This window comes from Brevibacillus soli, assembly GCF_044759095.2.
GTDB lineage: Bacteria > Bacillota > Bacilli > Brevibacillales > Brevibacillaceae > JBIYSM02.
On the sequence record NZ_JBIYSM020000028.1, the window covers coordinates 29,306 to 56,155 of the forward strand.

At 53.6% G+C, this 26,850-nt stretch carries 22 protein-coding genes; 2 read left to right on the plus strand and 20 right to left on the minus strand.

Going from position 1 to position 26,850, the window contains the following annotated elements:
• The 14 genes from ACE99V_RS12870 to ACE99V_RS12935 all read right to left on the minus strand — a co-directional run bounded on the left by ACE99V_RS12870 (position 1) and on the right by ACE99V_RS12935 (position 17,503).
• A complete protein-coding gene (locus ACE99V_RS12870; protein WP_400491490.1) occupies positions 1–2,529 on the minus strand; it encodes an NEW3 domain-containing protein in 2,529 nt (842 codons plus the stop codon).
• 124 nt (positions 2,530–2,653) lie between these two features.
• On the minus strand, positions 2,654–4,381 hold the full coding sequence (locus ACE99V_RS12875; RefSeq protein WP_400491491.1) for an ABC transporter permease: 1,728 nt from the start codon (positions 4,379–4,381) through the stop codon (positions 2,654–2,656).
• Between the two features lie 12 nt (positions 4,382–4,393).
• Complete coding sequence (locus tag ACE99V_RS12880) at positions 4,394–5,476, minus strand: ABC transporter ATP-binding protein (protein WP_400491492.1); 1,083 nt, start codon at positions 5,474–5,476, stop codon at positions 4,394–4,396.
• Between the two features lie 55 nt (positions 5,477–5,531).
• Positions 5,532–6,644, minus strand: coding sequence for an extracellular solute-binding protein (locus ACE99V_RS12885; protein WP_491624845.1), 1,113 nt, complete (start codon positions 6,642–6,644; stop codon positions 5,532–5,534).
• A 45-nt stretch (positions 6,645–6,689) separates the two neighbouring features.
• The gene (locus ACE99V_RS12890) at positions 6,690–7,868 is read right to left on the minus strand and encodes an ROK family transcriptional regulator (protein ID WP_491624844.1); all 1,179 of its coding nucleotides are present in this window, start codon (positions 7,866–7,868) and stop codon (positions 6,690–6,692) included.
• Positions 7,869–8,030: 162 nt separating this feature from the next.
• Positions 8,031–8,318, minus strand: coding sequence for a hypothetical protein (locus tag ACE99V_RS12895; protein WP_400491495.1), 288 nt, complete (start codon positions 8,316–8,318; stop codon positions 8,031–8,033).
• Between the two features lie 102 nt (positions 8,319–8,420).
• On the minus strand, positions 8,421–9,308 hold the full coding sequence (locus ACE99V_RS12900; RefSeq protein WP_400491496.1) for a LysR family transcriptional regulator: 888 nt from the start codon (positions 9,306–9,308) through the stop codon (positions 8,421–8,423).
• Between the two features lie 147 nt (positions 9,309–9,455).
• Positions 9,456–10,562: a mandelate racemase/muconate lactonizing enzyme family protein gene (locus tag ACE99V_RS12905; RefSeq protein WP_400491497.1), complete on the minus strand. Its 1,107-nt coding sequence runs from the start codon at positions 10,560–10,562 to the stop codon at positions 9,456–9,458.
• Positions 10,562–11,530: a threonine ammonia-lyase gene (locus tag ACE99V_RS12910; protein WP_400491498.1), complete on the minus strand. Its 969-nt coding sequence runs from the start codon at positions 11,528–11,530 to the stop codon at positions 10,562–10,564. The genes ACE99V_RS12905 and ACE99V_RS12910 overlap by 1 nt, the downstream gene beginning before the upstream one ends.
• 4 nt (positions 11,531–11,534) lie before the next feature.
• Entirely contained in the window at positions 11,535–12,698 is a 1,164-nt protein-coding gene (locus ACE99V_RS12915) for a M20 metallopeptidase family protein (protein WP_400491499.1), read from the minus strand.
• A gap of 17 nt (positions 12,699–12,715) precedes the next feature.
• A complete protein-coding gene (locus ACE99V_RS12920) occupies positions 12,716–14,128 on the minus strand; it encodes a YfcC family protein (RefSeq protein WP_400491500.1) in 1,413 nt (470 codons plus the stop codon).
• 143 nt (positions 14,129–14,271) lie between these two features.
• Entirely contained in the window at positions 14,272–15,393 is a 1,122-nt protein-coding gene (locus tag ACE99V_RS12925) for an aminotransferase (RefSeq protein ID WP_400491501.1), read from the minus strand.
• Between the two features lie 26 nt (positions 15,394–15,419).
• Positions 15,420–16,409 (minus strand): ornithine cyclodeaminase family protein, encoded by a 990-nt coding sequence (locus ACE99V_RS12930; RefSeq protein ID WP_400491502.1) that lies wholly within the window; start codon positions 16,407–16,409, stop codon positions 15,420–15,422.
• Between the two features lie 122 nt (positions 16,410–16,531).
• Positions 16,532–17,503, minus strand: coding sequence for an aromatic acid exporter family protein (locus ACE99V_RS12935; protein ID WP_400491503.1), 972 nt, complete (start codon positions 17,501–17,503; stop codon positions 16,532–16,534).
• 144 nt (positions 17,504–17,647) lie between these two features.
• Here ACE99V_RS12935 and ACE99V_RS12940 point away from each other — a divergent pair, with 144 nt between their 5' ends.
• Both ACE99V_RS12940 and scpC read left to right on the plus strand, forming a co-directional pair.
• On the plus strand, positions 17,648–18,319 hold the full coding sequence (locus ACE99V_RS12940; protein WP_400491504.1) for a LytTR family DNA-binding domain-containing protein: 672 nt from the start codon (positions 17,648–17,650) through the stop codon (positions 18,317–18,319).
• A 134-nt stretch (positions 18,320–18,453) separates the two neighbouring features.
• Positions 18,454–19,977, plus strand: a complete 1,524-nt coding sequence (scpC, locus tag ACE99V_RS12945) for a succinyl-CoA:acetate CoA-transferase ScpC (protein ID WP_400491505.1) — start codon at positions 18,454–18,456, stop codon at positions 19,975–19,977.
• Positions 19,978–19,989: 12 nt separating this feature from the next.
• Here scpC and ACE99V_RS12950 read toward each other — a convergent pair whose 3' ends face one another.
• The 6 genes from ACE99V_RS12950 to ACE99V_RS12975 all read right to left on the minus strand — a co-directional run bounded on the left by ACE99V_RS12950 (position 19,990) and on the right by ACE99V_RS12975 (position 26,639).
• The gene (locus ACE99V_RS12950) at positions 19,990–21,654 is read right to left on the minus strand and encodes a hypothetical protein (RefSeq protein WP_400491506.1); all 1,665 of its coding nucleotides are present in this window, start codon (positions 21,652–21,654) and stop codon (positions 19,990–19,992) included.
• Complete coding sequence (locus tag ACE99V_RS12955; RefSeq protein ID WP_400491507.1) at positions 21,641–22,174, minus strand: RNA polymerase sigma factor; 534 nt, start codon at positions 22,172–22,174, stop codon at positions 21,641–21,643. Before ACE99V_RS12955 ends, ACE99V_RS12950 begins: the two co-directional genes overlap by 14 nt.
• Before the next feature lie 126 nt (positions 22,175–22,300).
• Positions 22,301–23,032 carry an Ig-like domain-containing protein gene (locus ACE99V_RS12960; RefSeq protein WP_400491508.1) on the minus strand — a complete coding sequence of 244 codons (732 nt, stop codon included), beginning with the start codon at positions 23,030–23,032 and terminating at the stop codon, positions 22,301–22,303.
• Between the two features lie 16 nt (positions 23,033–23,048).
• Complete coding sequence (locus tag ACE99V_RS12965; protein ID WP_400491509.1) at positions 23,049–25,307, minus strand: YcdB/YcdC domain-containing protein; 2,259 nt, start codon at positions 25,305–25,307, stop codon at positions 23,049–23,051.
• Between the two features lie 117 nt (positions 25,308–25,424).
• Positions 25,425–26,177 carry a hydrogen peroxide-dependent heme synthase gene (gene hemQ / locus ACE99V_RS12970; RefSeq protein WP_400491510.1) on the minus strand — a complete coding sequence of 251 codons (753 nt, stop codon included), beginning with the start codon at positions 26,175–26,177 and terminating at the stop codon, positions 25,425–25,427.
• Positions 26,178–26,285: 108 nt separating this feature from the next.
• Complete coding sequence (locus ACE99V_RS12975) at positions 26,286–26,639, minus strand: YisL family protein (protein WP_400491511.1); 354 nt, start codon at positions 26,637–26,639, stop codon at positions 26,286–26,288.
• Positions 26,640–26,850: the final 211 nt, after the last annotated feature.

Here is a 26,850-nt window from a genome sequence, read left to right on the forward strand (position 1 = left end):
TCATTGCTTCAAGCTGACCATGTTCACGAACATCCGTATGGCGCCCGGTACCAGAGCAGGGATTTCCCGATACCAGACAAGAGAGCTGTAGGTGTAGGTACCCTTGCCGTACTTGGCGGTCAGGAACGTGCCGGTGAATTCCTTTTCACCCGGATCGCCGTTTGTGATCAGTTCCACGTACTCGCTTCCCCACTTGTCCGGGTTGTAGGCGGAACGATCCTGAATCCAGTGGTTCCAATCCTCTTCTGTAATCTTGTTCGGTGTCGTAAAGATCGGATGATCGGGTGCCAGCATCGTCACCCTGGAGGCTTCGTCCGTGACTCGCCATTGGATCAGCGGCGTTCCGATGGTGATGGGGTACGGAGCCAGCTCCGGCTTCCACTTGTCTTCCGGCTTGTGGTACTGCACAACCAGATTGCCTCCGTTTTCGACGTATTTTAACAGGCGGCCGTTGCTTGTGATCAGCTCGGGACGGAACCCGTAGGCGCGGATGCCAAGCACGATGGTGTCGTACTGGCTCAGATCTCCCGATTCAATGTCCTTTTCACTCAAGCGGGTCACGTCTACGCCAACCTGCTCCAGGTACTGGTCGATGTTGTCAAACCCGCTGGAGACATACCCTACTTTCAGACCCTCCGGCACCTCCAGGTCAAAGGCCTGGATCGACAATGCCGCCGGCTGGACAAAGTACGTTTTCCCAATGTGCGGATAACTGATGACTTGTGCTCCGTGCTCACTTGTTGCCGAGCCGCTGGCAGCCACGGCGGACACCGTGTATTTGCCCATATTGACAGAGGACGGCGGCTTCACGGTAAAGGCTACCGATTTGGTTTCCCCTTTTGCGCTGAAGGAAACCGGCTGAACGGCCGGCTCCGCTTTCCATCCGTCCGGCAGACGCAGGGAGACGTCGGCCTGTGCTTTCCCCGGTGTGTAGTTGCGCACGGTCACTTTCACCGGAATCGGATCTTCCGGCTTCAGGGTGTTCAGCACCGTCGCACTGGGGGTCAACGACAGGGCGAATGGCGGCAGCACAGCGACGGCGTTTTGCGGAACGGCCCGAACCGTATTCAGCGCGCCAAACGCCTCGTAGGACACATCGGCAGTAAGCGTCGGCAGCTGGTAAGGCTTGAACAGAGGTGCGTCGGACGGTACCGATACGTCAAATGTCGCAGATACGGTCTGGTTGTAGCCCAGCTGCGGGAACTGCGTGCTTCCCTCTGGTTTGGCCACCCAGCCTTTCGGAACGTTCAGCTTCAGGTTTACCTTGCTCAACTTGACCTGCCCGCCGTTATAAGCCGTGACGGTCACCTTGGTCGTCTGACCGGCAACCAGCTCGCCCGTCTCCGGCTTCACCTTGGCAACGAACGAGGTCGCTTCTGCGCTTGCCAGGTTCAGCTGGTTCGCCTTTACTTGCAGGCGGTGCATCAGGTCTTGTTTGGTCGCATCGTCCAGCCTGGAGCTGCTTACGTCCTGGATAGCCGTTTGCACGTCCAGCTTCATCTCGTGGACTTCCTTCGCCACTTTGGCAAAGTGAGGGAAAGCGGCCATCACTTCATCCGCGTCCTTTTGCAGCACACGCAGGTCTTTCGCCACCTTCTGTCCATCCTGTTTGCCGCTTGCCTCCTTGGCCAAATCCTCAAAGGTGTAGGCGATTCCGTCGAAGAAATCCGCTTCCTTCTCCTTCGCCTCGACAGTCGACTTCTCCAGCTTGTAGTAATTGAAGCTGGGCCCCTCGTCGTAGTGGCGACCCATGCCCTGGCTCTTGTGCATGAAGCGCGATTCTTCACCCAGCTGCACGTAGGAAGCCCCGTACATCTCGTCGTACTCCCCGACCGGCACGCTGACGTTGTGGTCCTCTTTTTTCGCGGGTACATACAGCTTTTTGATCTGCCACGGCTGCAGTCCCTGTTTCATATGCTCTGGAAATACATGGGGGTCGGCAGCGTCCTTATACGCCTTGACGGTGATCACGTTGATGGCGCGATGGTGGCCGTGGGTCGATGGTTCGTTCAAAAAAGCCGGGATCACCACGTCCGGGCGAAGCTCGCGGATTTTGCGGATGAGCCGCTCGTACACGACCTGCTCGCCCCACTTGGTCAAGGTCTCGTCAGGGCTTTTGGAAAAGCCGAAATCGAAAATGGGATCATCGATTTGTTCGCTGAGAATGCCTAACGTGACGTTGGTAACTTTCGAAGCTTCCTGCAGCTCGCGCGTCCGGATGATCCCGAGCGCGTTGCCCAGTTCGCTGCCAATCTCGTTTTGCCCGCCTTCGCCGCGGTTGGCGATAATGCTTGACGTGTCGACGCCTTTACCCAACGCGAGATAGGCCAGCATGGCGCTGTGCTCGTCGTCGGGGTGGGCGCCCGTATTCATGGCACTGGCAATGGTGGATAGCGGCTTGATTGACTTCCACAGGTCCACGACGCCGCGATCGGCGTACGCCCGCTCGGGGGCAACCGGCAGTGCCAGGCTGCCCGCCATCGCTACCGTGGCAACAACGGAAAAAAGCTTCGCAATTCCCTTTCTCAATGAACCTTCCTCCATTTCTCCTTGTGATTGATCTATCCGCAGGAAGTGGCCAGTTTCCTGCAAGTTCAATCATGGCTTTTCCTGTGCCGTCCCATGCTGCCGCCATGAATGGACACGACGGGGGTTAGACAGCGGTGCCGGCGTTGTCTCCGGTCACCTTGCGGGAGATAAAGAGTACGATGATGATCAGGGTAATCTGCAGGACGCCGTAAGCACAGGCCGTCCCAAACTCAAACGCGTACATGCGCTGGAAAATTTCCACAGAGAGCGGCGTTGTACGTGGGGTAAACAGCAGGATGGAAGCGACGAACTCGCCGATTCCCTGGACAAACGCGAGCAGTGTCCCCACCAGCACCCCGCTCAGCGCCATCGGAAACACCACCCGACGGAAGCTGTACCACCAGCTCGCTCCCAGATTTCGGGCTGCTTCCTCGATCGAGCTGTCCATCTGCATGAGGGTAGCAGAGGTGGAGCGAAAGACCAGCGGCAGGTGGCGTACAAAGTAGGCAAGCGGCAATATCCAGAATGTGCCGACCAGTACCTGTTGAAAGCTGAACAGGTTCGGTTCGCTGAAGGCGGTGATCAAATTGACCGCAACCACAGTGCCGGGGAGCGCCCACGGGAGCATGATCAGCACATCGAGCAGGGTTTTTCCCTTGAATTTGAGCCGAACCATGGCATAAGCCGCCGCCACCCCGAAAATGACGTTGCCCACTGTGGCCAGAAAGCTCAATTCAAAGCTGGTAGCGATCGGCTTCCACGTTTTGCTGTCAGTAAACAGCTCCACATAGTGATCAACCGTGTATACAGGCGGCAGGATCTGCACGGTCCAAGTCCCGTCCTCAGAAAAGGAAATCAACACCAGCACCAGGATGGGAAGCATCAAAATCACGACGCCGATCGTGGAGAGAAGCATCGACACGTATTTTCCCAGCGGGCTTTTCACCTCGGTTCGGTGTACGCTTACCCCTTTGCTCATGTTCTGGTAGTTGCGGATGCCCTGATACCAGCGCATCAGCAGCAGAAACAGGATGGAGACCACGGACAGAATGGTCGATTGCGTAGCCGCCATATCAAGATTCCCGTTGGTACGGGAGAGGTAAATCTGCATCGTCATCGTCCGCTCGATTCCAAAAATGAGCGGTGCTGTATACGACGCCATGGAGATCATGAACACAAGCAGTGATGATGCGACCATGGCGGGAGTGAGCATGGGGAGAATGACGCGACGCCACACGTACCATCGTCCTGCCCCCAAACTGGCGGCAGCCTCTTCCAGTGACGGGTCCAGTCCTTTGATGGCGGCAGAGGCGGTCATGTAAAAATAGGTATACATCGTAAACGTGTGTACCACCAACACACCCCAGACGCCTTTCAGGGAAAAGGGCACCTGCTCGAGATCAAACAGGAATTTGAGCGTGCGGGGGATAATCCCGCTTTCGCTGTAGAGAAAGGTGAACGAAAGCACGCCGACGAGCGGCGGCAATGCCATCGGCACCATGGCCAACACGGTCAGGATCTTGCGGCCGGGGAACTCGTAGCGCTCCAGCAGAAACGCCATGGTCACCCCGACGATGCCGCAGGTGATTACGCTTAATACGGATAGGATAATGCTGGTCCACAGCGCTTCCAGGTTGGCAGGATGCTCCGGGTCAAAGAATCGGGCGTAATTGGCCAACGAAAATCGCCCGTCAAGCTGTGCGCTTTGCATGAACGTTTGAAACAGCGGGTATACGACGTACGCCAGCAGGACAAGGAACAACGGGGCTACCAGTATGTACACGAAATGGGGAGAAGAGGTGACCGCAGTCCAGTTCTTTGGCGCAGTCCGCCTTGCCAGTTCCACTTTCATCCAAATCCCCCCCTAGCCTACGAAGTAGATGCTCTCTTTGGGAATCAGCAGGGAAAGCTCTTCGCCTCGCTGTTTGACGCGGTGCCCCTGATTGACGAACGTGGCCCGCAGCCGATTGCCGGCTGCCTCACTTATATAATGGACGGTAGCCCCGGTAAATTCGGAGATGATGACAGATCCTGTTACCACATTGGCGGCGTCCGCCTTCTCTGGATCCGCTTCCTGAACGGATTCAGGCCGGACGGAGACGGCGAGCTTCTCCCCCCGTCGAATCTGGCACTGCGGAGAAGCGTTGTTGAGATAGCCGCTCAGGACCAGCCCGGGTGCAATCTCGACACGGACCTCGTCTCCTTCGATGCCGACGACCGTGCCTTCCCACAGGTTCGTCTCGCCGATGAATGAGGCCACAAAACGGTTCAACGGACGATGATAAATATCCTCCGGAGTGCCGATTTGCTGCACCACGCCGTTTTGCATCACCATGATGCGATCCGACATGGACATCGCTTCCGCCTGATCGTGCGTCACATAAATGGTGGTAATCCCCAGCTCCAACTGGAGTCGCTTGATCTCGAACCGGGTTTCCTCGCGCAGCTTCGCGTCCAGGTTGGAAAGCGGTTCGTCCAACAAGAGAATCTGCGGCTCGATGACAAGCGCCCGCGCCAATGCCACACGCTGCTGCTGACCGCCGGAAAGCTGGTCAATCCGTCTATTGCCGTAGCCTTCCAGATGAACGAGCTTTAGCGCGCGCTCCACTTTATCCCTGATCTCTGATTTGGGAAGCTTGCGCACTTCCAGGCCGAACGCAATGTTTTCAAACACGCTCATATGGGGAAACAACGCGTAGTTTTGAAACACCATGCCTGTGTTTCGTTTGTTTGGAGGCAGGGTGGTCACGTCCTGATTGCCAAACCGTATTCGGCCCGATGTGGGATAATAGAAGCCCGCAATCATCCTCAGCGTCGTCGTCTTGCCACATCCACTGGGACCAAGAAACGTAAAAAACTCTCCTGGTCTGATATCAATGTGAACGTCCTCTACGCCTCGCACGCTGCCAAATTGTTTACTCACATGATCCAGTGCTACACCGCTCAACAGATTCCCCCCCTATGCACTTGCGAGCAGACGGAGGTTTCCCCCCGTCTGTTCATCAGTTCTTGCCTTTTCCTTTGATGTTTTCATCCCAGTACTGCATCCAGTCTTTCTCTTTCGCCGCCATGACGGACCAGTCAATATCCATCGGCTTCAACTCGATACCCTTCAGCCAGGCTGGCAGGCTGTCCTTGCTGATATCGGTGCGGGTCGGGATTTGGAACAGTTTTTCCGCCAGCTCAACGCGCAGCTTCTCATCGAACAGGAACTCGTAGAACTTTTTCGCCGCATCCGCGTTCTTCGCGCCCTTGACAATGCCCACTCCATCGACGAGAATCGGCGCTCCGCTCGCCGGATAAATGAAGTCAAACGGCTGTTTTTTCGTTTCTTTTTGAATCATGATATCCTGCAGGTTCCAAAGCGAGAGCGAACCTTCCTGACGGGCCAGCTTCAGGTAGAGGTTGGTCGGATCCTGGGCGTATTCCTTGGTGTTGGCGTCCAGTTTTTTCAGCCATTCATACCCTTTTTCCGGATTGTCCGCGCCTTGACGATAGATCATGGCAGAGTAAATGGTTCTCATCGTCCCCGATTTGAGTACGCCGCGGATGATGATTTTGTCCTTGTACTTCGGATCCAGCAGGTCATCCCAATCCTTTGGCGCGTCTTCCTTTTTCAACGCATCCGGATTGTACATGATGACTTCCGGCAGCAGCATTTCACCGTACCAGCGATCCTGCTTGTCTTTGTAAAGATCCGGGATCTTGTCACTGAAGGTAGGTTTGTAGCTCTCCAGCAACCCCTCATCGGCTGCTGTCATCAAAGCGGACTGGGTGCCTCCCCACCAGAAATCAGCCTGAGGATTTGCTTTTTCCCCCCGCACGCGCTCCAGGATTTCCTGTGCACCCATGGTCAGCACGTCTACTTCAATGCCTGGATTTTGCGCTTTAAACTTCGGGATGATCTCTTCCACCACGTTTTTGTCGCGTGCCGTGTAGATCACCAATTTCTGCGCTTCACCAGATGGCGCCGGTTGAGCGGCCGGTTGGTTGGCAGCGGCAGGTGTGCTGCCGCCGGTATCAGCGGGCTTGGCCGTTTGTCCTCCGCCTCCGCAGGCGGTAACGGCAAGCGCCACCGAGCTGACGAACAAACCGTGAACCCATTTCTTCAACAAGCTGTTGGTCTTATTCACAACCATACTCCCCCTCGTTTTTTCATTTCATTTGTCCAGCAATTTTGCGGAAGGAAACGCTTCCAACACACTGTAAACGGCGCCGACCAGACCTGCCTGATCGCCCAGGCTGGCTTTTTCCATGCGCGGTACGACGGGAACCCACTCCTCCAACCAACCGTAAATCCGATTCACCCCTTTTTCATCCATGTGGATCATCTCTCCGCTTAGGATCAACAGCTCAGGATTGAGGACGCTGATGATGTTTGCCATGCCGTACGCCCAGTGCCGGTACACGTCGTCGAGCAGCTGCCGCGCTTCCTGGTTCCCCTGATCGGCGTGATGGATGAGTTGATGTATGATACTCGAGCCTTCCTGGAGGCCAGAGAGAAATCCCTGCGCTTTGCGGGCAATGCCCGGGACCGAATAGTGCGTTTCAAATACACCAAACTCCCCATCCTGGCGGGTATGCACGGGCCCGATCGGCATGTAGCCGATCTCACCTGCCGCTTCCCGGCTTCCCCGGTAGAACTGTCCGTCCAGAATGACACCCGAGCCGATGCCCGTACCCACGTACATGTAGACGACATGGGATGCGCCTGCTCCCACGCCGCGGGCGTACTCTCCCAGTGTCATCATATTGACGTCGTTGTCAATGATGACCGGGATGCCCAGCACCCGTTCAATCTCCTGCTGGATCGGCAGCCCCATCCATCCTGTGCTGGGGGAGAAGCTCACGGTACCGTTCCGCCTTTGGGTGATCCCCGGCAGGCCGACACCGATGCCCAGCAGACGGTCGCGTTCGACGCCGCTTTTGGCCAGAAGCTTTTCCAGCCCGTCCGTCAGATCCTTGATCAGCAGTTCACCGTTGGTGGGCTGTACCAGCCGTGTCTGGTAGCGGGCCAAAAATTCTCCTCTGAGGTCAGCGATCGCCATCGTGAGCGTCGAGCCTTCAAACACGGCCCCGGCAATGGAGTACGCATGGTAGTTGTACTCCAGCAGGATTGGCTTCCGCCCTCCACTGGAGTCGCCTATCCCGACTTCGTGCAGCAGCCCTTCCCGGATCATTTCGTCTACGAGCGCGGAGACGCACGGCCGGCTGAGCTGTGTCCGCTTGGCAATGTCGGCTCGCGAGATTTGCCCGCTGCGAATCACCTGCTGCAGGATCTCTTCTTTATTCAGCTTTTTTACGAGCCTGGTATTGCCTGTTCTCCTTGCTCCTCCCACGGATATGGATTCACCACCACAGTTAGTTAACATTACTAACAAAGTTACCAAAATTATACATCCATTTTGTAAAAATAGTTAAACTATTTTGGATACTCCGCAAAAATAAAAATCCTTACTTTTACGTAAGGATTTGCAGAGCGCACGAATTTCCTGGAACACTTATGAATTTCTTTTCTTCGCCTGATCCAAAAGTTGTTTCACATGCCTCATTCCCTTCTCAGTCAATCTGGCATGTGTCCAGACGGCCTCGATCGGTCTGGAATCATCCCCTCCGAAGACGAACTCCACATTCGTGATCTCCTGGTCCAGATACAGCTCGTGGAGAGCGTGGATAAAGGAGTCCCCTCCTTTTGTATAGAAAATGATTCCTCCCATATTCTCAGCCCTTTTTCCGGTCTCCAGTGCGATTGCCACCAAAATCCTGTCCTTGATCTCGATCCCTTTCATCTGCGGGCCTCCTGATTCTCTCTTTATCCAAAAATTTGCGCGGCAATTCCATAAAGGCTTCCGTTTCGAGCAGGCAGTTTTCTGCTCCAACCGCAGGACGCATTACTGTTGCCCCTCCCGAACCGTCTGCCAGACGTCTTTCACCAACTCGACAAACGTCTGAATCGCCGGTTCCTGCGCGCGTTGTTTCAGGAAAATGACAGACGTCTCCGCCTTTCGCGAAAAGCGAAACAGCTCCTTCAGATTGCCGCTTTGAAGTTCCTGCTCCACCAAGGCGGTGCTCAGCAAAGCGATCCCTGTGTGATTGAGCACCGCCCGCTTGATCGTCTCTTCGCTGCTGCACTGGATCACCGAGCGCGGCACGTAGTTGGCTTCCTTCAAACACTCGTCGATAAAGCCACCCAGGTTGCAGCCTTCTTGATAGGATAAAAACGGATACTGCTCCAGCGCATGTTCTACACCGTGTTCCTGCAAAAGTTCCGGAGTAGTCACAAGAACGAATTCCTCATGGTCCACGATGATTGACTCCATTTCCGGCTGCGTGCAAATCCCGGCAATGATTCCCACATCGGCTTCGTGTACACTTACTCTTCGCAGCGTCTCCTGGCTGTTGCAGGAGATCAGCTGCAGCTTAACCTGTGGATGAAGCCCCACGTATGACTTGATGATCAGCGACAGGTACTCGGTGCAGTAGTATTCCGGTGCTGCCACGACCAGCGTTCCAAACGGGTTGTGAAGCCGTTTCAGCCCCTCTTCCAGCTCATCCAGCACGGCAAACAGCCGGTCTGCATGCTGCTTTAGCACCTTTCCAGCCGGTGTGAGAAACGTCCGTTTGCCCACCCTGTTCAACAGTGCGTGCCCCAGCTCTTTTTCCAGAGCCTTGATCTGCAGAGTAATGGTCGGCTGGCTGTAGCCCAACTGCTCGGCTGCCTTGGTCAGATTCAGATGATCGGCAACCGCTTGAAACGTTTTTAAATTTCTCAATTCCATCTTGTCACACGCTCCCGCATGCCTGAACAAAAATCCGGCGATACTTCATCTTTGAAAGCAAGTGTACCTGATGTTCTCCAATCGAACAAGAAAAAAGCCGACGTTTTCCGTAAAACGTCAGCCTTGTTTGCATTCGCTATTTGATCTTCAACGTTTTATGAACTCCCTCGTCAACGATTGCAGAATTTGATCATCGATCCGGATGCCAAGTCCCGGCTCCTGGTTCAGCTTCAGACAGTCCCCCTCATATCCAAGATCACCGATGTCCGTTGCAAACATCAGCGGGCCAACCATCTCGTTGGATTGCACGTTTTTCTTCGCCAGGGAAAGATGGGCTCCCGCCGCCGTCGCCACCGAGGATTCCACCATGGAACCAATCTGGACGCGGATACCGGCCATTTCCGCCTGATGGATCAGTTTCACCGCAGGAAAAACCCCGCCGCATTTCATGAGTTTGATGTTGATCCAGTCCGCTGCTTTTTTTTCGATGACGAGACGCAGCTCTTTGCTTCCGTGCAATCCTTCGTCGATCATGACGGGAATGGACGTCTTGGCCCGGATTTCACTCAACCCGTCGATGTCATCGGCATGCACCGGCTGTTCAATCCAGTCAATCCGGCACGCTTCCAGGTGGCGAAGTGCGTACAGCGTGTTTGCAGCATTCTCCCAGCCCTGATTGACATCGACACGAAGCTGTGCGTCAGGTCCCACAGCTGCGCGAACGGCCTGTACCCTGCTGATATCTGTCGGCAAGTCGCTGCCCACTTTTATCTTAATGGAACGGAACCCTTTTTCCACAGCAGCTGCGGCTTCTTCGGCCATCCGTTCCGTTTCCTGAATGCTGAGCACATAAGGGATTTGCAGCTGTTGATGATAAGGTCCGCCCAACAATTGATAGACAGGCAGTCCGGCCGCCTTTCCCATCAGATCGTAGCAGGCGATATCAATGGCCGCCTTCGCGGAGGGAACGCCCCAGATCGCGCGGTTCATTTTCTGATGGATCCATTCGATGCGAAACGGATCTTCCCCGATGACTGCCGGAGCCAGATGAGTCTTTAATACCTCAAGGGTGCTGGTATACGTCTCGCCCGTCACATGCTCGTCGGGAACCGCTTCCCCATAACCGACGAGACCTGAATCCGTCCTGATCCGGACGATGATGCTCGGCAGTTCGTGATAGGTGTCATATGAGACGACAAAAGGCTGTAGCAGGGGCAGTGACAAACCCATGATCTCAACCGACTCGATCTTCATCAGTACACCGTTCGATTGATGATTTTAGCCAGCTTTGCCGCATCTACATTGCTTCCGCTGACGATATTCAATACCTTTTGTCCACGGATCCCGGGAATCGCTTCATTCAACAAGGCGGCCACACCGACCGCGCCTGATCCTTCCACCATATAGTGGTGCTCGCGGGCCATCCAGGCCATCGCCTCTGCCACCTGTTCTTCTTCCACCAGGACAAAGTCATCGACGATTTGAAGCGCCAGATCGAGATTCCCCTGGCTGATCCCGCCATGCAGTCCGTCCGCCAGAGAATCGCTGTACTCCACGTCGACCATCCGCTTCTCGCGGAACGAATAATACCACGGCGGTGAAGCATGGGTCTGTACCCCAATCACGCGCACGTCCGGATTGATTGCTTTTGCCGCAATTGCAATCCCGCAAATCAGGCCTCCGCCCCCCGCCGGAACGACGATGGTATCGAAGTCAGGCTCTTCGAGAAGCGCTTCCAGACCCACTGTTCCCTGACCCGCGATAATCTCGTTATCCTCAAACGCGTGGACAAACGTCCGGCCGGTCTCCTTGGCCAGCTGATAGGCGTGTGCTTCCGCCTCATCGTAATTGTCGCCAAAGACGACCAGTTCCGCCCCGTACCGCTTGATCCCCGCCTTTTTTGTCTCCGGCGCCGTCTTTGGAACGACGATCAGCGCGGAAACGCCTCGCAGAGACGCGGCATACGCCACACCCTGTGCGTGATTTCCGGCAGAGGCGGTGATGACACCGTTATGAAGCTCCGTCTCGGTGAGGGAGGCAATCTTGTTGAGAGCCCCCCGCACCTTAAACGAACCGGTCTTTTGCAAGCTTTCCAGCTTGAGCCATACATCCGCGCCGGATTCCTTGGACAGCGCCGCGGAACGGATCAGGGGGGTTTGCATGACTTCGCCGCCCAAGCGTTTATGAGCTTTTAGGATATCGAGAAACGATACAGACAACATGTGGTTACACTACCTCCTCTTCAAACTGGCGCACCAGTTGGACAAACAAGTTGATGGCAATCGGAAAGACCTCTTCGTCCAGATCAAAACGCGGATGGTGGTGTGGATAGCGGCTTTTTTCCCCGTTCATTCCGATGAACACGAATGCCCCAGGTTTGCGCTCCAGATAGTAGGAGAAATCTTCTCCTCCCATTACCGGATCAACGTGCACGACATTTTCCCTGCCAAACGTCTCGGTCGCAACCCGTTCCACGTACCGGCTCATGCCTTTGTCGTTGACGACAGCGGGCGTTCCCCAGTCTATTTCAAATGTCCCCTTCGCACCGAAGCTGGCGCAGATTCCCTCCACCACCTGTTTCATCTCCGCCGCCATGAATCGTCGGGTCTCTTCCGACTGGGCACGAAGCGTACCCGACAGGTAAGCCCGGTTCGGAATAATGTTATAGGTGGTTCCCGCTTCGATTTTTCCCACCGAGATCACAGCCGGTTGAATCGGATTGACGCGGCGGCTGACGACGGATTGCAGGGCTCCGATCACGTGACTGGCGATGTAAATCGGATCGACGGTTTCGTGCGGCATGGAACCGTGTCCGCCTTTCCCCTCAATCTCGATTCGAAAATCGTCGGCGGAAGCCATCATCGCACCGTGTGCCACCCCGACCTTGCCTTTGGCGAGCGGCTGCCACAGGTGAATGCCGAATACCGCATCCGCTTGATCAACCACACCCTGCTTCACCAGCGCTTCCGCCCCACTGGGGAGCATTTCTTCCGATGACTGAAAGATGAACAGCACATTCGACTTCACCTGCTGCCTGTTTTCCGACAGCCACTTGGCTGCCGCCAGCAAAACGGCAGCATGTCCGTCGTGACCGCATACGTGAGCTACACCCGCATTTTTTGAAAGATAGCTTTTGTCTCCTTCTTCCATTACGGGCAGTGCATCGATATCGGCCCGGAGCGCGATCGTTTTTCTCCCCCCGGTTCCGCGAAGCAGCGCAACCACGTTGGGGGGCTGATACGGAAGAATTTCCAGTTGAAGCTCTTCCAGACAACGTCTGATGTAGGCGCACGTTTCAAACTCTTGTCCCGACAGCTCGGGGTACTGGTGCAAATGGCGGCGATGGTGCACCGCCCATTCTGCCAGTGATTGGGCAGCTGCGGTCGTCATGAGACTCCCTCCTTACGTTAAAAAGGTCCGTATCCGATCATCTGTGCCACCACAACGGCAACGACGGCAATTCCGTATTGAACGAGAATCAACGGCAGGATCCACTTCATCCAACGCGTCCACGGAATTCCTGCAAGAGCCAATCCGGCCATAAAGTACCCGGAGGTCGGGATGAATATGTTGGAAATCCCGTCGCCAAACTGATAGGCGAGCACCGCCGTTTGCCGGGTTACGCCTACGAGGTCGGCGAGCGGCGTCATGAGCGGCATGGTAAGCGCAGCTTCCCCGCTGCCGGATGGAACGATGAAGCTCATGACCGTTTGCAGGATGAGCATGCCTACCGCACTGAACGCAGGAGGAATCTGATTGATCGCTCCAGCCGCGTAATACAGGATGGTGTCGAGAATATGCCCTTCGTTCAGTACCACTACCACTGCTCTTGCGACGCCGATCACCAACGCTCCGGCGATCAACCCGGCTGCGCCCTTCATAAACGATTCCACAATCGTATTGGGAGAAAGCTTTCCGATCAGACCGATGACGATCCCAAGCAGAACGAACAAGCCCGCAATCTCCGTAATGTACCAGCCGTACTTGATCACGCCAAACGCCAGAACGACGAAGTTGATCAGGAAGCAGGATAAAATCCATTTGTGCGCGGTGGTCAAGCGAATATCGGATCGAAGCAGCGCATCCGCGTTTTGCGTTTGAAACTCACCAAAAAATCCTTGGGAACGATCCCGTTTTACTTTCATCGCATAACGATAGATAAAGCCGACAGAAACGAGATACATGACGACAAAAACCCCAATTCGAAAGCCCATTCCGGAAAACGTCGGAAGCTCTGCAATCCCTTGCGCAACACCGACAGTGAACGGATTCATGATGGCCGAGGTAAATCCGACGGAAGCGCCCACCAGCACGATGGCCGCACCGGTCATCACGTCAAAGCCCAGAGCGACGGCCAACGGGACCATGATGGCGATGTAAGGAAGAGTCTCTTCCGCCATCCCCATCAAAGAGCCGCCCACGGCAAAGAACAGCATCATGATCGGAATAAGCCACCTCTCCTGGTTGGCCAGCTTGCGGGACAGGGTTACAATCAAAGCCTCAATCGCCCCGGTAGCAGTCAAGATTCCAAACGTCCCACCGATTATCAGCACAAAAAAGATAATGTTGGCCGCTTCCACCATACCCGTGTGGATGCTGTTGACCAGGCCGAGCGGTTTCACCGGAGACGACTCTACCAGTTTGAAAGAGGCGGGATCGACTACGCTTCGCCCGTTCATCTCTACTCGTGCGTATTCACCGGCCGGAAGAATATACGTGAGAATGACTGCGATGGCCAGTACCGCGAAGAGCAGTACAAACACGTTGATTTCTCTGAGTTTAGACTTTGCCGGTTCCGTATTCAGTTGCAGTTGACTCATAGGACAAAATCCCCCCAAAACTTTTTTCTAAATAGTAGCACACTTATAATTATACAACTAATTGCATTCTTTAATAGTTTCTATTGTCAAAGTTAATGAAAGCCCTTCCTTACTCGATGGCAGGAAGGGCTTTATGAGAGAGATTACGAGAGGGTGTGCAAGAATTCTGAGACTTTTTCCAAGCCCGCTTTCAGCATCTCGGTATCACAGGCATACCCGATGCGGACCCAGCCTTCCATATCAAAACAGCTTCCGGGCGTCAGGAACGCGCCTGTCTTCTTGAACAGCTCCAAGCAAAAGTGTTCGGACGGAATGGGTGCCTCGTATTTCAGCATCGCGGTGGTACCCGCCTGCGGTTTCACATAAGAAATCAGGGGTTCCCGCTGCACCCAGTCATCGAGGATTTGCAGGTTGTCGCGAACGATCCTGAGATTTCTCTCCATGATTTTGTCGTAGTTTTTCAGTGCGTGAACGGCAAGAGTGTCGTCCAGCATCCCGCAGCTGATGGTCGTATAATCGCGGTGCTGGAAGCAGGACTTGATGACGTCTGCAGGTGCGGCGATCCACCCCAGGCGCAGTCCGGCAAGCGAAAACACCTTTGACATGCTGCCAGTGCTGATCCCTTTTTCATACAAATCGACGATGGACGGAATGTTGGCCTCAGGATCCTGGTACAACCCGCGATACACCTCGTCGCAGAGGATGTACGCATCGCAAGAACGGGCGATTTCCACGATCTCACGGAGGATGGCTTCGTCCATCAGCGCACCGGACGGATTGTTTGGATTGTTGATGCAAATTAGCTTGGTTTTGTCGGATACGAGCGAACGCAATTCGTTCAGATCAGGCATAAAGCCGTTTTCCGGCTTCAACTTGAGCAGTTTCACCGAAGCCCCGAACGACTCGGGCACGGAATACATCTGCTGGTACGTCGGGTGCACGGAGATCACTTCATCTCCCGGCTGTACAAGCGTGTAAAAGACCAGAAAGTTCGCCCCGATCGCTCCGTTCATGGACAGGATGTTTTCCGGCTTCATCGTCTTGTACAGCGCTGCAATGTGCGAGCGGAATTCCGGGGACCCCTCAATATGGCCGTACGTCAGCTTCTTTGTGGAAAGCGCCCGTAAAAAATCCTCCGGCTCCTCCGACAATGCAATCAGTTCCCCAAGTGTCAACGAATCGACGCAGGTTTCCGCAATGTTGTATACCGCTTCATGTTCATACGCGTTCATCCACTCTTCTACCTTAAACGGTTTTACCAGCATGATGACCCTCCTCCCTACCTCCCAAATTACAGGTGAACGACGGTTCCCAATCCTCGCTGCTCCGCCTCTTTCAGAACGTGACCGGCTGTCAGCAGGTCCTGGATGGCAATACCCGTACTGTCAAAAATGGTGATGTCACGATCGGACTGACGCCCCTCTGCGCGGCCCAAAATGACCTCCCCAATCTCGGCGACAATGCGGTCAGGGGTAATGATTCCTTTTTTTACGGGGATTTCCGTTTCACCCACGTGCACCGCCTGCGGCACGTCATCGACAAACACCCGCGCATCGGCGAACAACCGCTCGTCGATTTCCTGCTTTCCTTCCATGTCGGCACCGATGCAGCTCAGATGTGTTCCCGGCCTTACCCACTCCCGTCGGATCAGCGGCTGCCGTGCGGATGTGGCGGTAATGATGATGTCCGCCTCCCCGACGGCCCGCTCACCATCCTCCACTGCAGTCAATGGCACCGGGAATTGGTTCTGTACCGCTTCACAAAACGCCGCAGCTTTCGCATGCGACCGTGGATTCCACACCGATACCTTCTTGATGTGAGGCATGGTTTGGAGTGTCGCCATGATTTGAAAAGGAGCCTGATGTCCGCTGCCGACGATCAGCAGGTGCTCAGATTCCGGCCGCGCCAGATACTTGGCTCCGATCCCTCCCGCGGCACCGGTCCGCATGCAGGTGATATATTCGCCGCTGAGAATTCCCATCGGCATCCCCGTCCGACTGTCCAGCACCATGACGACTCCGTTCAGCTGCGGCAACCCTTTTGCGCTGTTTTCTCCAAACCAGGAAACCAATTTCAGCCCGAATACATGCGCGCCCGTCACATGGCCTGACTTAATGTCCATGTCCGCCTTTCCCGGTTCAAACTCGTGAAACACGAGCGGAAACAAGCTTGCCTGCCCATCCGCCTTCAAGGCATAGGCTTGTTCTACCACCTCAATAACCGTTTTCATTTCCAATATCTCTTCAATGGCTGCTTGATCCACAACACGAAATGGCAACATACGCAAGCTCCTTTCCTGTCAGATATGCTCTGGCCTAACAGTAACACAGAGTGGAATCTGCAGAAAAATGAGAAAAAGTAATGGTTACCATTATTAAGTCTTATTTTTGGGTTGAGGCCGCCCTAACCGAGGGCAGCCACCTTTCCTTCCTGATTTTTTCCCAGCCGATGCTTGATGTAGAGATACTCCTCAATCTCCCGCAGCAGGAAAAAGAGCGAGGCGCGAATTTCAAACTCCTCCCGCGTCTGCGGCAGGGCTGTGCGCTGGATCGCTTCCCGCATCTTCCGCAGCTCATCGAGAAAAATATGCGCCGTATTGCCGGGGTGAATGGAATTGCTCAGGTTTTCCAGAAAATCGGCGATCTGATGCCCCTGGGGAACCTGAAGGTGCAGCGAAGAGACGATCGGCAGCATTCGCTCCAGCTGCTCAAACTGCTTTTCCCGCATGACGAAGTACTGGTAGTAGGAGTTCTCCTGCCGTACGAAGCGATTTTCCACGTCCCTCGAGGCGAGATCGAGCGCCTTTTCCAACAGTCCCGCCGTCTCAATCATCTCTTTGCCGTCCCAGTCACTCTCCCCGTTGCGCAGATAGAAGCAAAACTCCTTGAAAATGACGGAGAAGTTGTGTTCCAGTTGACGCTGCAGCTGCTTCAGTTCCTTTTCCACGTTGGGCATGTACAGATTGGCGAGAAGAGCCACGCCTACCCCAATGCTTAAGAGGGCCAGCTCGTTTAACACACTCGCCAGGTCGACCCGCTGCAAGGAATACAGGTGGAAGAGGACGACTGCGCTCGTCACGAAGCCATCGGTAATCCGATAGCGTACAGTGAGCGGGATGAACACGAGAATCCACAACAGTACGGCTACCGGCTGATAGCCCAATGCAAGGAAACAAACGATGCCCAGCAGTATGCCCAAGAGACAAGCGAAAATCCGGTTCAACGCCGTCTGAAAGGACTGCTTCCTCGTCACCTGGATGCACAGGATGGTGATAATGCCCGCAGACGCGTAAAATTCAAGCCCGAGCTGCTGGGCGAGAAAGATCGAGACCGCCGTGCCGATGGCTGTTTTGATCGTTCTGTAACCGATTTTCACGAAGACACATTCCTTCCCCACTCTAAAGCCTTTTTTTCACTGTACCACAAGGAGAAGAAGGGAAAAAAGCGCTCCAGTTGGGCGAGAGATCCGGGTTGATCTGCTAAAATAGGGGGAGAACCCATTTTTACAGGAGTGACAGAGATGGAGATTTCATCGGTTTCGCCAATCATCGCAGCTTTCAGCCAGGTATTTTCAAAAGAAGTGTCTGTTGCGATTTCCGATCGCTCCAAGTACCTTTACTATCAACCCAGTGACAGCATTGATTTAAAAATCAAGCCAGGGGACTCGATTCGCAAAGGGTCTGTTACGTACAAGGCATTGCAAACGAAGCAGAAGGTATCGCAGTATGTCGCCAGCGATCTGTTTGGCGTGGCTTATTACGGGATGTCCATTCCCCTCATTCATCAGGGACAGGCTGAAGGATGCCTTACCGCGATCTTTTCCCATGTGATGGATTCAGAAAGCATCCCGCTGCCCAAACATCCATTTCTCGTCGGCAAACGGGAAGAGCGATGGGTTCCCGTCCCTTTTCACAAGATCTCCTTTCTGCAAGCCCTGGACGGGAAGACGGTGATCCATACGGAGAGTCAGTCCTACCTGAATAAATACAGTCTGGTTGAATTAGAGAAGATCCTGCCGATGGACCAATTTATTCGCACCCATCGCTCTTATTTTGTAAACGTAAACGCGATCGAGGAAATTCATCCCCATTTTCATTCCACTTTCATGCTGGTCATGAAGGATCAAAAAAGAACCCATATACCGGTCAGCCAAAAATACGCCAGTCAATTCCGACAGTTTCTCAGGTTTTAAACGGCGCCGGCGGTTTATCCCGATTTTTTCTGCTTCATCCCCGTATTTTCTGCTTCATGGAAAAGCAAGTGCGAGGTTCTTTTCGTCATGCTATCTTGATGAACAAGAACTCGTGGGATGGCAGGTGTGGACTTATGTTATGGGAACGCTTACGTGATCAACATCTACATCAGAAAATTGTGTCAGCCGAGGAGGCGGCCAGCTGGATTCAAGACGGCATGACAGTCGGCCTCAGCGGTTTTACACGCGCAGGGGACGCAAAGGTCGTTCCAATCGCCCTGGCCGAACGCGCAAAAAGGGAAAACCGGCCGTTTAAAATCAACGTCTATACCGGTGCGTCACTTGGTTCGGATGTGGATGCGATTATGGCGGAAGCCGGCATCATTCATAAGAGGCTGCCCTTTCAGGCAGATCCCGTCATGCGTCAAAAAATGAACAACGGGGAGATGTTGTTTGTCGATCAGCATCTGTCTCATACGGCGGAGCTGCTCCGAGCAAACATCCTGGCCCCGATCGATTATGCAATTGTGGAAGCGGTTGCAATTACCGAAGACGGACTGATTATTCCGGCAACCTCCGTGGGCAATTCCAGTATTTTCGTCCAGCAGGCAAAACAGGTTATCGTTGAGTTAAACACCGCTCAACCTGCTGCACTGGAAGGCGTACATGATATCTATGATCCGGGAATGCAGGGCGAGCGTCTGCCGATTCCTTTGACAAAAGTGGATCAGCGTATCGGCTGCGCGGGAATTCCCGTCGACATCCATAAAATCAAAGGGATTGTGATTACGAATCAACTGGACTCTCCCTCTACGATTGTGGAGCCTGATCAGGAAACCGCTGTGATGGCGAACCATTTGATTGAATTCCTTCAGCGCGAAGTAAAAGCGGGCAGACTTCCCAAGCATTTGGCACCGCTTCAATCAGGGATCGGCACCATCGCAAACGCTGTGTTCAACGGATTTTTAGACTCTGATTTTTCTGATTTGGAAGTGTATTCGGAAGTGCTTCAGGATGCCGTGTTTGATTTGCTGGATGCAGGCAAGATCAAATTCGCCTCCGGATGCTCGATTACGCTGTCGGCGCAAAAGATGCAGCACGTTTTGACTCATTTTGAAACCTACCGGGACAAAATCGTGCTGCGCCCGCAGGAAATCTCCAACCACCCGGAAATCATTCGCCGGTTGGGGTTAATCTCCATTAATACCGCACTGGAAGTGGATATCTACGGCAATGTCAATTCAACCAATGTGATGGGAACCAAAATGATGAACGGAATTGGCGGTTCAGGTGATTTCGCCCGAAACTCCCGGTTGGCCGTATTTGTCACCAAATCGACTGCAAAAGGCGGAAACATCTCCAGCATCGTTCCGTTTGCTTCCCATATCGACCACACCGAGCATGATGTGGACATTATCGTAACGGAACAAGGATTGGCAGATTTGCGCGGATTGGCTCCCCGGGAACGGGCCCCGCTGATTATTGAAAAGTGCGCACATCCGGCGTATCGGGCGCAGCTTTACGAGTACTACCATGAAGCCCTGGAAAGAGGCGGTCAGACCCCTCACGTTTTGGAAAAAGCATTGTCCTGGCACGTGCGATTTGCTCGAGAAGGAACCATGCTGGCAGAGAGCAGGGAAGCGTGCATGGCGAAGTGATGGAAGTGCCATTTATTTTGTGATGACACTTCCAGTCGTGGCGTCAATTCGGACAGGCTGCTCGTTCGTAAGCACATACACAAGGCGGGGCAGCCTCTGTATTCCCGTTCCCTCATACATGTACACCAGGCGGAAATCACTTTCTTTGAGAAAGATGGTTGCCGCTTCTTCTTTTGATATGACAAACGGCTTTTGCAGTCTCACGGGCATGTTGGTCAAAAGCTGATACGGCACATCACCGCGCGTAAATCCCCTTGGTTCTCCCGTTGTCGCATCAATTGTGACGCTGTAGGCCAAATCGCCTTCGTGGTATTTCACAACGGGAACTCCCTTGTAGCTTGCCAAATAATAAAAGCTGTACGTTCCTGCTTCAGGCGTATACTGCCGATGGGCCATTTGAACCTCGCTCACGCCGGGATCGAGGTACGGTTCCAGTTGGCGGATCGCGATTTTTTCTGCCTCGGACATTGAAAGGGAAGGCTCTCTCACAGGCTTGTCGGCCGGTTGTCCGCCAACATACAGGAGAGCCCCGGTATCACGATCCGCATACACTTTCGGCCCGTCCAGGAAGTCAATAAAATACATCCATGCGTTCCGCGCGGGTGCCTCTTGCCGCTTCAGTTCATTGGAGTTTTTCACCGGATAGCCAAAGGTCCGAAGCAAATCGGCAGCTTCAGCCTTGTTTTTTACCGTGAAGGTTTTCCTTGGCGATGAAACTTTGAGCGGCTCCGTACGGCGGGCAAAATCCCGATCATAATTGGAAGAATAACGAATGGCTCCTGTTTTGGCGTCGAACTTCACGCTGTCGGGAAACCGCACTCCCGGCGTGTAGATCAGTGCCGCTTCACGGGAAGATGCATGCGGCTGCGGCGATTTCTGCGGTACACTTTCTACATAGACCAGGCGCATTTCGGAAGACAGCTTGCTCGCCAGCTGTTGAACAGGCAACACGTCAGATGTCCCAGGAAAATGGCTGTCCGGGATGAACGTCTGTTCCATATGGTCTTGATAGGAAATGACGCGTCCCGATTGATCCGTCAAAACATCGATCCACTCACCTTGAACCGGGATCCCATTCACCACGCGCTGAAAAAGGTTTGGCTGGGGATTGGAGAAATCGATGCCGCTTTCCGTTCCGCGAATGGCTTCCATGAACGAGCGGGCGATTTGGTCATTTCCCGCATTCGATATACGTGCCGGGGACTCGCTGATATCCCAATGGAAGGAAAGCAGTTTTCCCGTTACAGTCTCTACCCGAATGTCTGCATTTGCCGCACTTTGCGGTTTTTTCAAGTGAATTTCAATGATGCTTCCTGTATCACGGCGAGATAGCTGATACGCACGCAGCTCGGGGTAGTAGGAAAACAGTTTTTCCAGTGTCTTCTCCACCTGTTTTGTATCGTTCACTTCGGGAAGGGTTGTTGTCGTGACCCTGAAGAGAATTCGTTGAAGCACCTCTTCTCCTCCAAAAGGGAAGTACACCATGAACATCGCTAGTACACCTGCAACCGCCATCCATCTACGGAACCGGCGCCCAATCAGCTGCTGTCGCTTTATTCGAAGCTCTTGCTGCTCTATTTTTTGAAGAGTCGCTACCATCGGAACGGCTCTCTCCGATTTCATTTCATATCGGGGCAACTGCTTAAAGAGGGACAGCAATTCTTCATCTTTGAGCACATGTACCCACCCCAATCCCGTTTCTTTCCATTTCCATTTTTTTCTTCAACTGTTTCAGGGCCCTGTGTACAGTTGTGTTCACTTTCGATTCACTCCAATCAAGGATTTCTGCCGTTTCGCTAACCGTCAGCCCCTGAACATGCCGTAACAAAACCACATCTCGATAGCTCTGCTTTAGCGTGCGAATGGCCTGGTAGAGAAAATCCACGTCTTCCCGCAGGATGACAATCTCTGATGGTTCTCTTTCTTTTGACAGGACCAGCCGCAGCCATTCCTCCGGGATCCACTTGAGTACACGCCGACGCCGCGCCTCGTCAATGGCGCAGTTGCGCGCAATTCGAAACAGCCATGTTTTCACGCTGGCAAACCCTTGGTATTGTGATTGTTTTCTGATCGCCTTGATAAACACTTCCTGAACCAAATCTTCTACATCTCGGTTCCCCGTAAAATAGACCAAATAATTGTATAGATCCTGATGATACAAGCGAAACCAGGTTTCCACCCGTTCCTCGTCGTTCACCCTGTTCACCTCCTCATGCATTAGACGGTCGCTCCGGCATTTTCTTTCACTTTTTCCGACACGTCTAAACAGCCTGTGATGCTTTCCAAAAAAAGAAGCCGTTGGCTGTACCAACAGCTTATGGCTCTATTCGGTGATTTCAATGGTGACGGTACCCCAGTTGGATCTTGCTTTTCCGTCAAAAACGGAGAACGTGAAGCGATCCTTTCCGGTTGCCCCCTGATCCGGTGTGTAGGTAAACGCTCCCGTTCTTGGATCGGTGATGGTTACCGCGCCTTTTTCCGGCAGGACTTCGATGGAGAAGGTGAACGTGTCTCCATCCGGATCATCCGCCAACAACCTGCTCGAAGCCGGCTTGTCTTTGCTGGCATGGACTGAAAGATCCTTCGCCACAGGAGCGTTGTTCGGCAGGTTGATGGTGACCGTTACCTCCGCGATGTCGTAGTGGCCGAACAAGTCTTCCACCCGATAGGTGAAGGTGTCCGTACCTGTGTCGTCGGCAAAAGGCTGGTAGAGAAACTCTCCCGTATTTTGGTCCAGTACTCTCGCCTTTCCTTTGGCACCATTCTCCTCAATGGTGAACGAGCGTTTTCCCAAGATCGTTTGATAGCCGATCAGATTTCCCCTTACCTCCCTGTTTTGTTCGGTTTCGATTGCCATGTCGCGTGCATCCGGTCCATTTTTCTTCATTTTTTCCTTTGCGTTCCATTTCAGATGGTCGATCGCCAGAAACAGGAGAGGGCAGGTTTTTTCCACACCCTGATGGAATAGGGATGAAGTCATTGCCTTCGCCTGCGGCATTGGAACGATACCGACCACCATGATGATACTGACCAGCCATTTGGTTAACCGATTCATGCAAACCAACCTCCCACTATTCTTTCTTACTGATCTTCTGCAAGATTTGCATCAATTGTGCCGCTTCCGCTCTGGTCAATGAGCGATCCGGTTCAAACGCCTTCGCTGACGTTGTCGGGAACAACCCATACGCGTACGCCAGTGAAACGGCGGGCACCATTTTCTTGTTGACGTCCAGATAGGGGGATACGAAAATCTCCTGTTTCTGCAACAGTTCTTCGTATCCCAGCAGACGGACGGCCATCTCCGCAGCTTCCACGCGTGTGATTGCCCGATCCGGTTCAAACCGTTTTCCTTCCTTGGCAATCAGTCCTACCTGTACACACTTTTGGATGGCGGAATACAACGGGTGTTTCTGATCAACGTCTGTGAACACATATGGCGTTGTTTCCTCATCCATGTCGGATGAACGAAGCCTGTTATGAAATTCGTACTGATTGGACATACGGGCCATCATCTCAGCCATTTCCCCGCGTGTCAACTGCTTGTCAGGCTCTACCTTGCCGTCCGTCACTGTCAACAAATCGGCGTTGATCGCAAACTGCAGCGCTTCCTTCGCCGGATGCTCGGCGATGTCCTGCGGGTTTTTCTTTTGCTGCAGTGCATCAAAGCTGAGCCACTCGCCGGTAGCCGCGTTGACAACCCCGTTGTCGCCCACATAGCGATAAACGAGCAGCGGCTCCCTTTTTTCTGACATCCTGTCATCTTTCCATAGGGGCGGCAGGTAGTAGGCCAGCAGCCCTTTTTTCTGTTCCCGCTCCACTTTCTTGGCTGTTTCCTTGTCGATGATTTTTTCCGTATCACTGCCCACCGGGGTTTGCGCATCATCATCCCGTGCCCGCAGCCATTCCACTTCCCCGTTTTCCGGGTTTACGGACACGTCGAATTCGGCCCCCTCTATCGGAATGCCATCTTTCAGCCAGCCAAAGCGGATGATGTACCTTCCCCCCCGCTCCAGAATTTCTTTGATCGCGGCTTCTGACGGCTGCCGTTCGATCAGATAGATCTCCCCGAGCCTGTCTCCCAGGAGAGACGACACCAGCTTGAGTGCATTCTCACGCGCTTGTTCCCATGGGACCGCCTTTTCGATCTTTCGTCCGTCTTCCCTGTAAATGGCCCGTTCATTCGCCCGATACTCGAACAGCTTTCCGCGATCGCTGATGCTCAACTCCACCGGTTCCACTTGTTCGCCTGCAACGTGCAGCGGCGTAAAATCAAATCCCCAATGGCGCCGGGTAATGCCGTCAGGGCCAGTGCTTGCACCGCTTCCGCGGCTTCCTTCCGAGCGATAGGATCCGGGCAGATTTTTGATCAACTCCTCGGCGATCTTCTGCGCTTCCTCCTTCGTGATTACCTTTTCGCTCTCTTTTTTCACGCGGATTGTCGTCCCCAAAGCCTTCGGCTGCACCGATGGACCGGCGGGTTCACCATACACATTCAGCGGCGTCCCCTTGACGGCATCGAGCAGCTGGGGATCCGTCTCATTGTACCTGTAAACGAGCTGGTAGTGGTTGTTTCCCTGACGATAGATCCCCGTCAACCGATCCATCCGCGTGTAAACCAATGAGGGGGACAGCCTCTCTTCCAGCAGCTTTTCCGCCTGTTCGAGGGAGATCGCCTCCTTTGCGTCCGGCAGCACTCCTTCGTACCATTCCCGCTGAAATTGGAAGATCCGGCCGTCACCGCCCACGATCAGACGAAAGCCGTTTTCCAAAAACGGCGTTCCGTTTTCCATTCGGGTAAAGATTACGGCATGCTCGCCAAGCCGACTGGTAAAGTAAGGAGACGTATTTCCATACTCGTTTGGCCTGGACAGCTTTTCCAGCTCTTCTTTTCGCGCCACTCGCTGCAGGAACTTCTGAGCGATGTCGACTGCTTGCTCAGTGGAAACAGTTTGACTGGAATGTCCTTCCTCCCGCTCTTTGGAATAGTGGGAAAATTCCATCAGCACACCCGTTGCCGCATCAATTGTGACGGCAATATGCCCGTCCCGCCCTTTTTCCCAGCTGAGACGCCAAACCGCTTTTCCGTAATAATGCTCACGGCGCTCATCCAGGAAAGAGGAATGTTCCAGCTTGTAGTCTCCCGGTATCGTCACCCATTGCTGGGCCGATTTGATCGCTTCCTCTTGGGTGATCCCGCTTTGTTTCTGTTCAGCGGCGTACGCTTTGTCCATCATACCGTTTCCCTGCATCGTCACCGGCGTCAACGAAATGGCAGCTGACAACCCCATGAGCAGCCCCCAGGATCGATTCCGTTTCCTCGACTTTGTCATGATTTCTCCCTCTCCCTCTCCCAAAATGGATACCAACGAGAATTTTACCATAATCTGGTTTTGATTCCAAAACGAAAAAGACTCAGGCTTCGCAACCTGAGTCGTCGTTCTCTCTTCTTACACGTTCAGCATCGTCTGCAGCGATTCCTTGGTCAAAAGGTTGCCCACCAGGAAGTTGCCGAACTCGCCAAAGCGGGCACTTACTTCATCAAATCTCATTTCATAGACGATGTGCTTGAATTCCAACGGGTCGTTGGCAAACAGGGTAACGCCCCACTCCCAATCGTCAAAACCGACGGATCCGCCGATGATCTGCTTGACTTTGCCGGCGTACTTGCGGCCAATCAAGCCGTGTGAACGCATCATCTGGGCGCGCTCTTCCATGGTAAGCATGTACCAGTTGTCGCTGCCGTCCCGCTTCTTGTTCATCGGATAGAAGCAGATGTGCTCCCATTTTGGGAGAATCGGGTAGAGACGCTCGCGCACGTGCGGGTTTGCTTTCGGGTCTTCACCGGGGTTGTTTACGTAGTTGCTCAGCTCGACCACCGAGATATAGGAGTAGTCCGCAATCGTGTAGTCGGCAAAGCGGGTTTTGTTAAAAGCTGTTTTGATCTCGTTCAGCTCCTGCATCGTCGGGCGCAGGAACATGAAAACCAGGTCCGCCTTATGGCCGAGGATGGAGTACACCGCAGTACTGCCTTCCTTTGCTTCTTCGTTGGCTTCCCAGGTATGCATCAGGGTGAGCAGTTCGTCTACTGCCGCCTGTCTTTCTTCGGCGGACGCTTTTTTCCACTTTTCCCAGTTCAGCTTGCGGAAATTGTGGTAGGTATACCAGCCTTCCAGCGTAAGAAGCGCTTCATTCGCACTCATCAGGGATCAACTCCTTGTTCGGAATTACGTATGTATCGCAACACATTCAGTATAGCATAAGGGATTCATCGGTATTCGGGGCGAAATCGTGACGAGAACCCGCCTCTTCTACACGATCACGCGATAGCCGATCAGGATGACCACGACCAAAAGCACCAGTGCGCCCGCAAAAAAGCCGACGCTGGGCGTGCCTTTTCCACCCCGAACCAGCGCCATTTCCATCAATCCGATGGTCATGATGCCGAGCAGCCCTTTCACGTAGTAGAGGACGTCTGCAGCATGGAACTGGAACAGCATCCACACTCCCGAAACGACGATGATGACTGCCATCAATCGAAGAATCATATGCAAGATTTTGGCCGGCTTATGCTTTCCGGTACGGTACAGGATGTAACCGGCGATAAGCAGGATAAACGCTACTTCCCATGCGCCTACGTGGGATTGTACCAACGCATTGTACATACCTTTCAACTCCCATTTTCATTTTGGCATCATTATTATATCAGAATGTGCAAGAAAACCCACCCGGCATTAGCTAACGCTTCGCCGGGCGGGGCCCCGAACACTTTTCTAGCGGCTGTATGGGATGTCCAAATTTATAAATTCTGGTGTATGAAATAATGTCCTTAAACAAAGGAAAATCCCCAGCGACTACGGAAAAAAGAAGTACCTG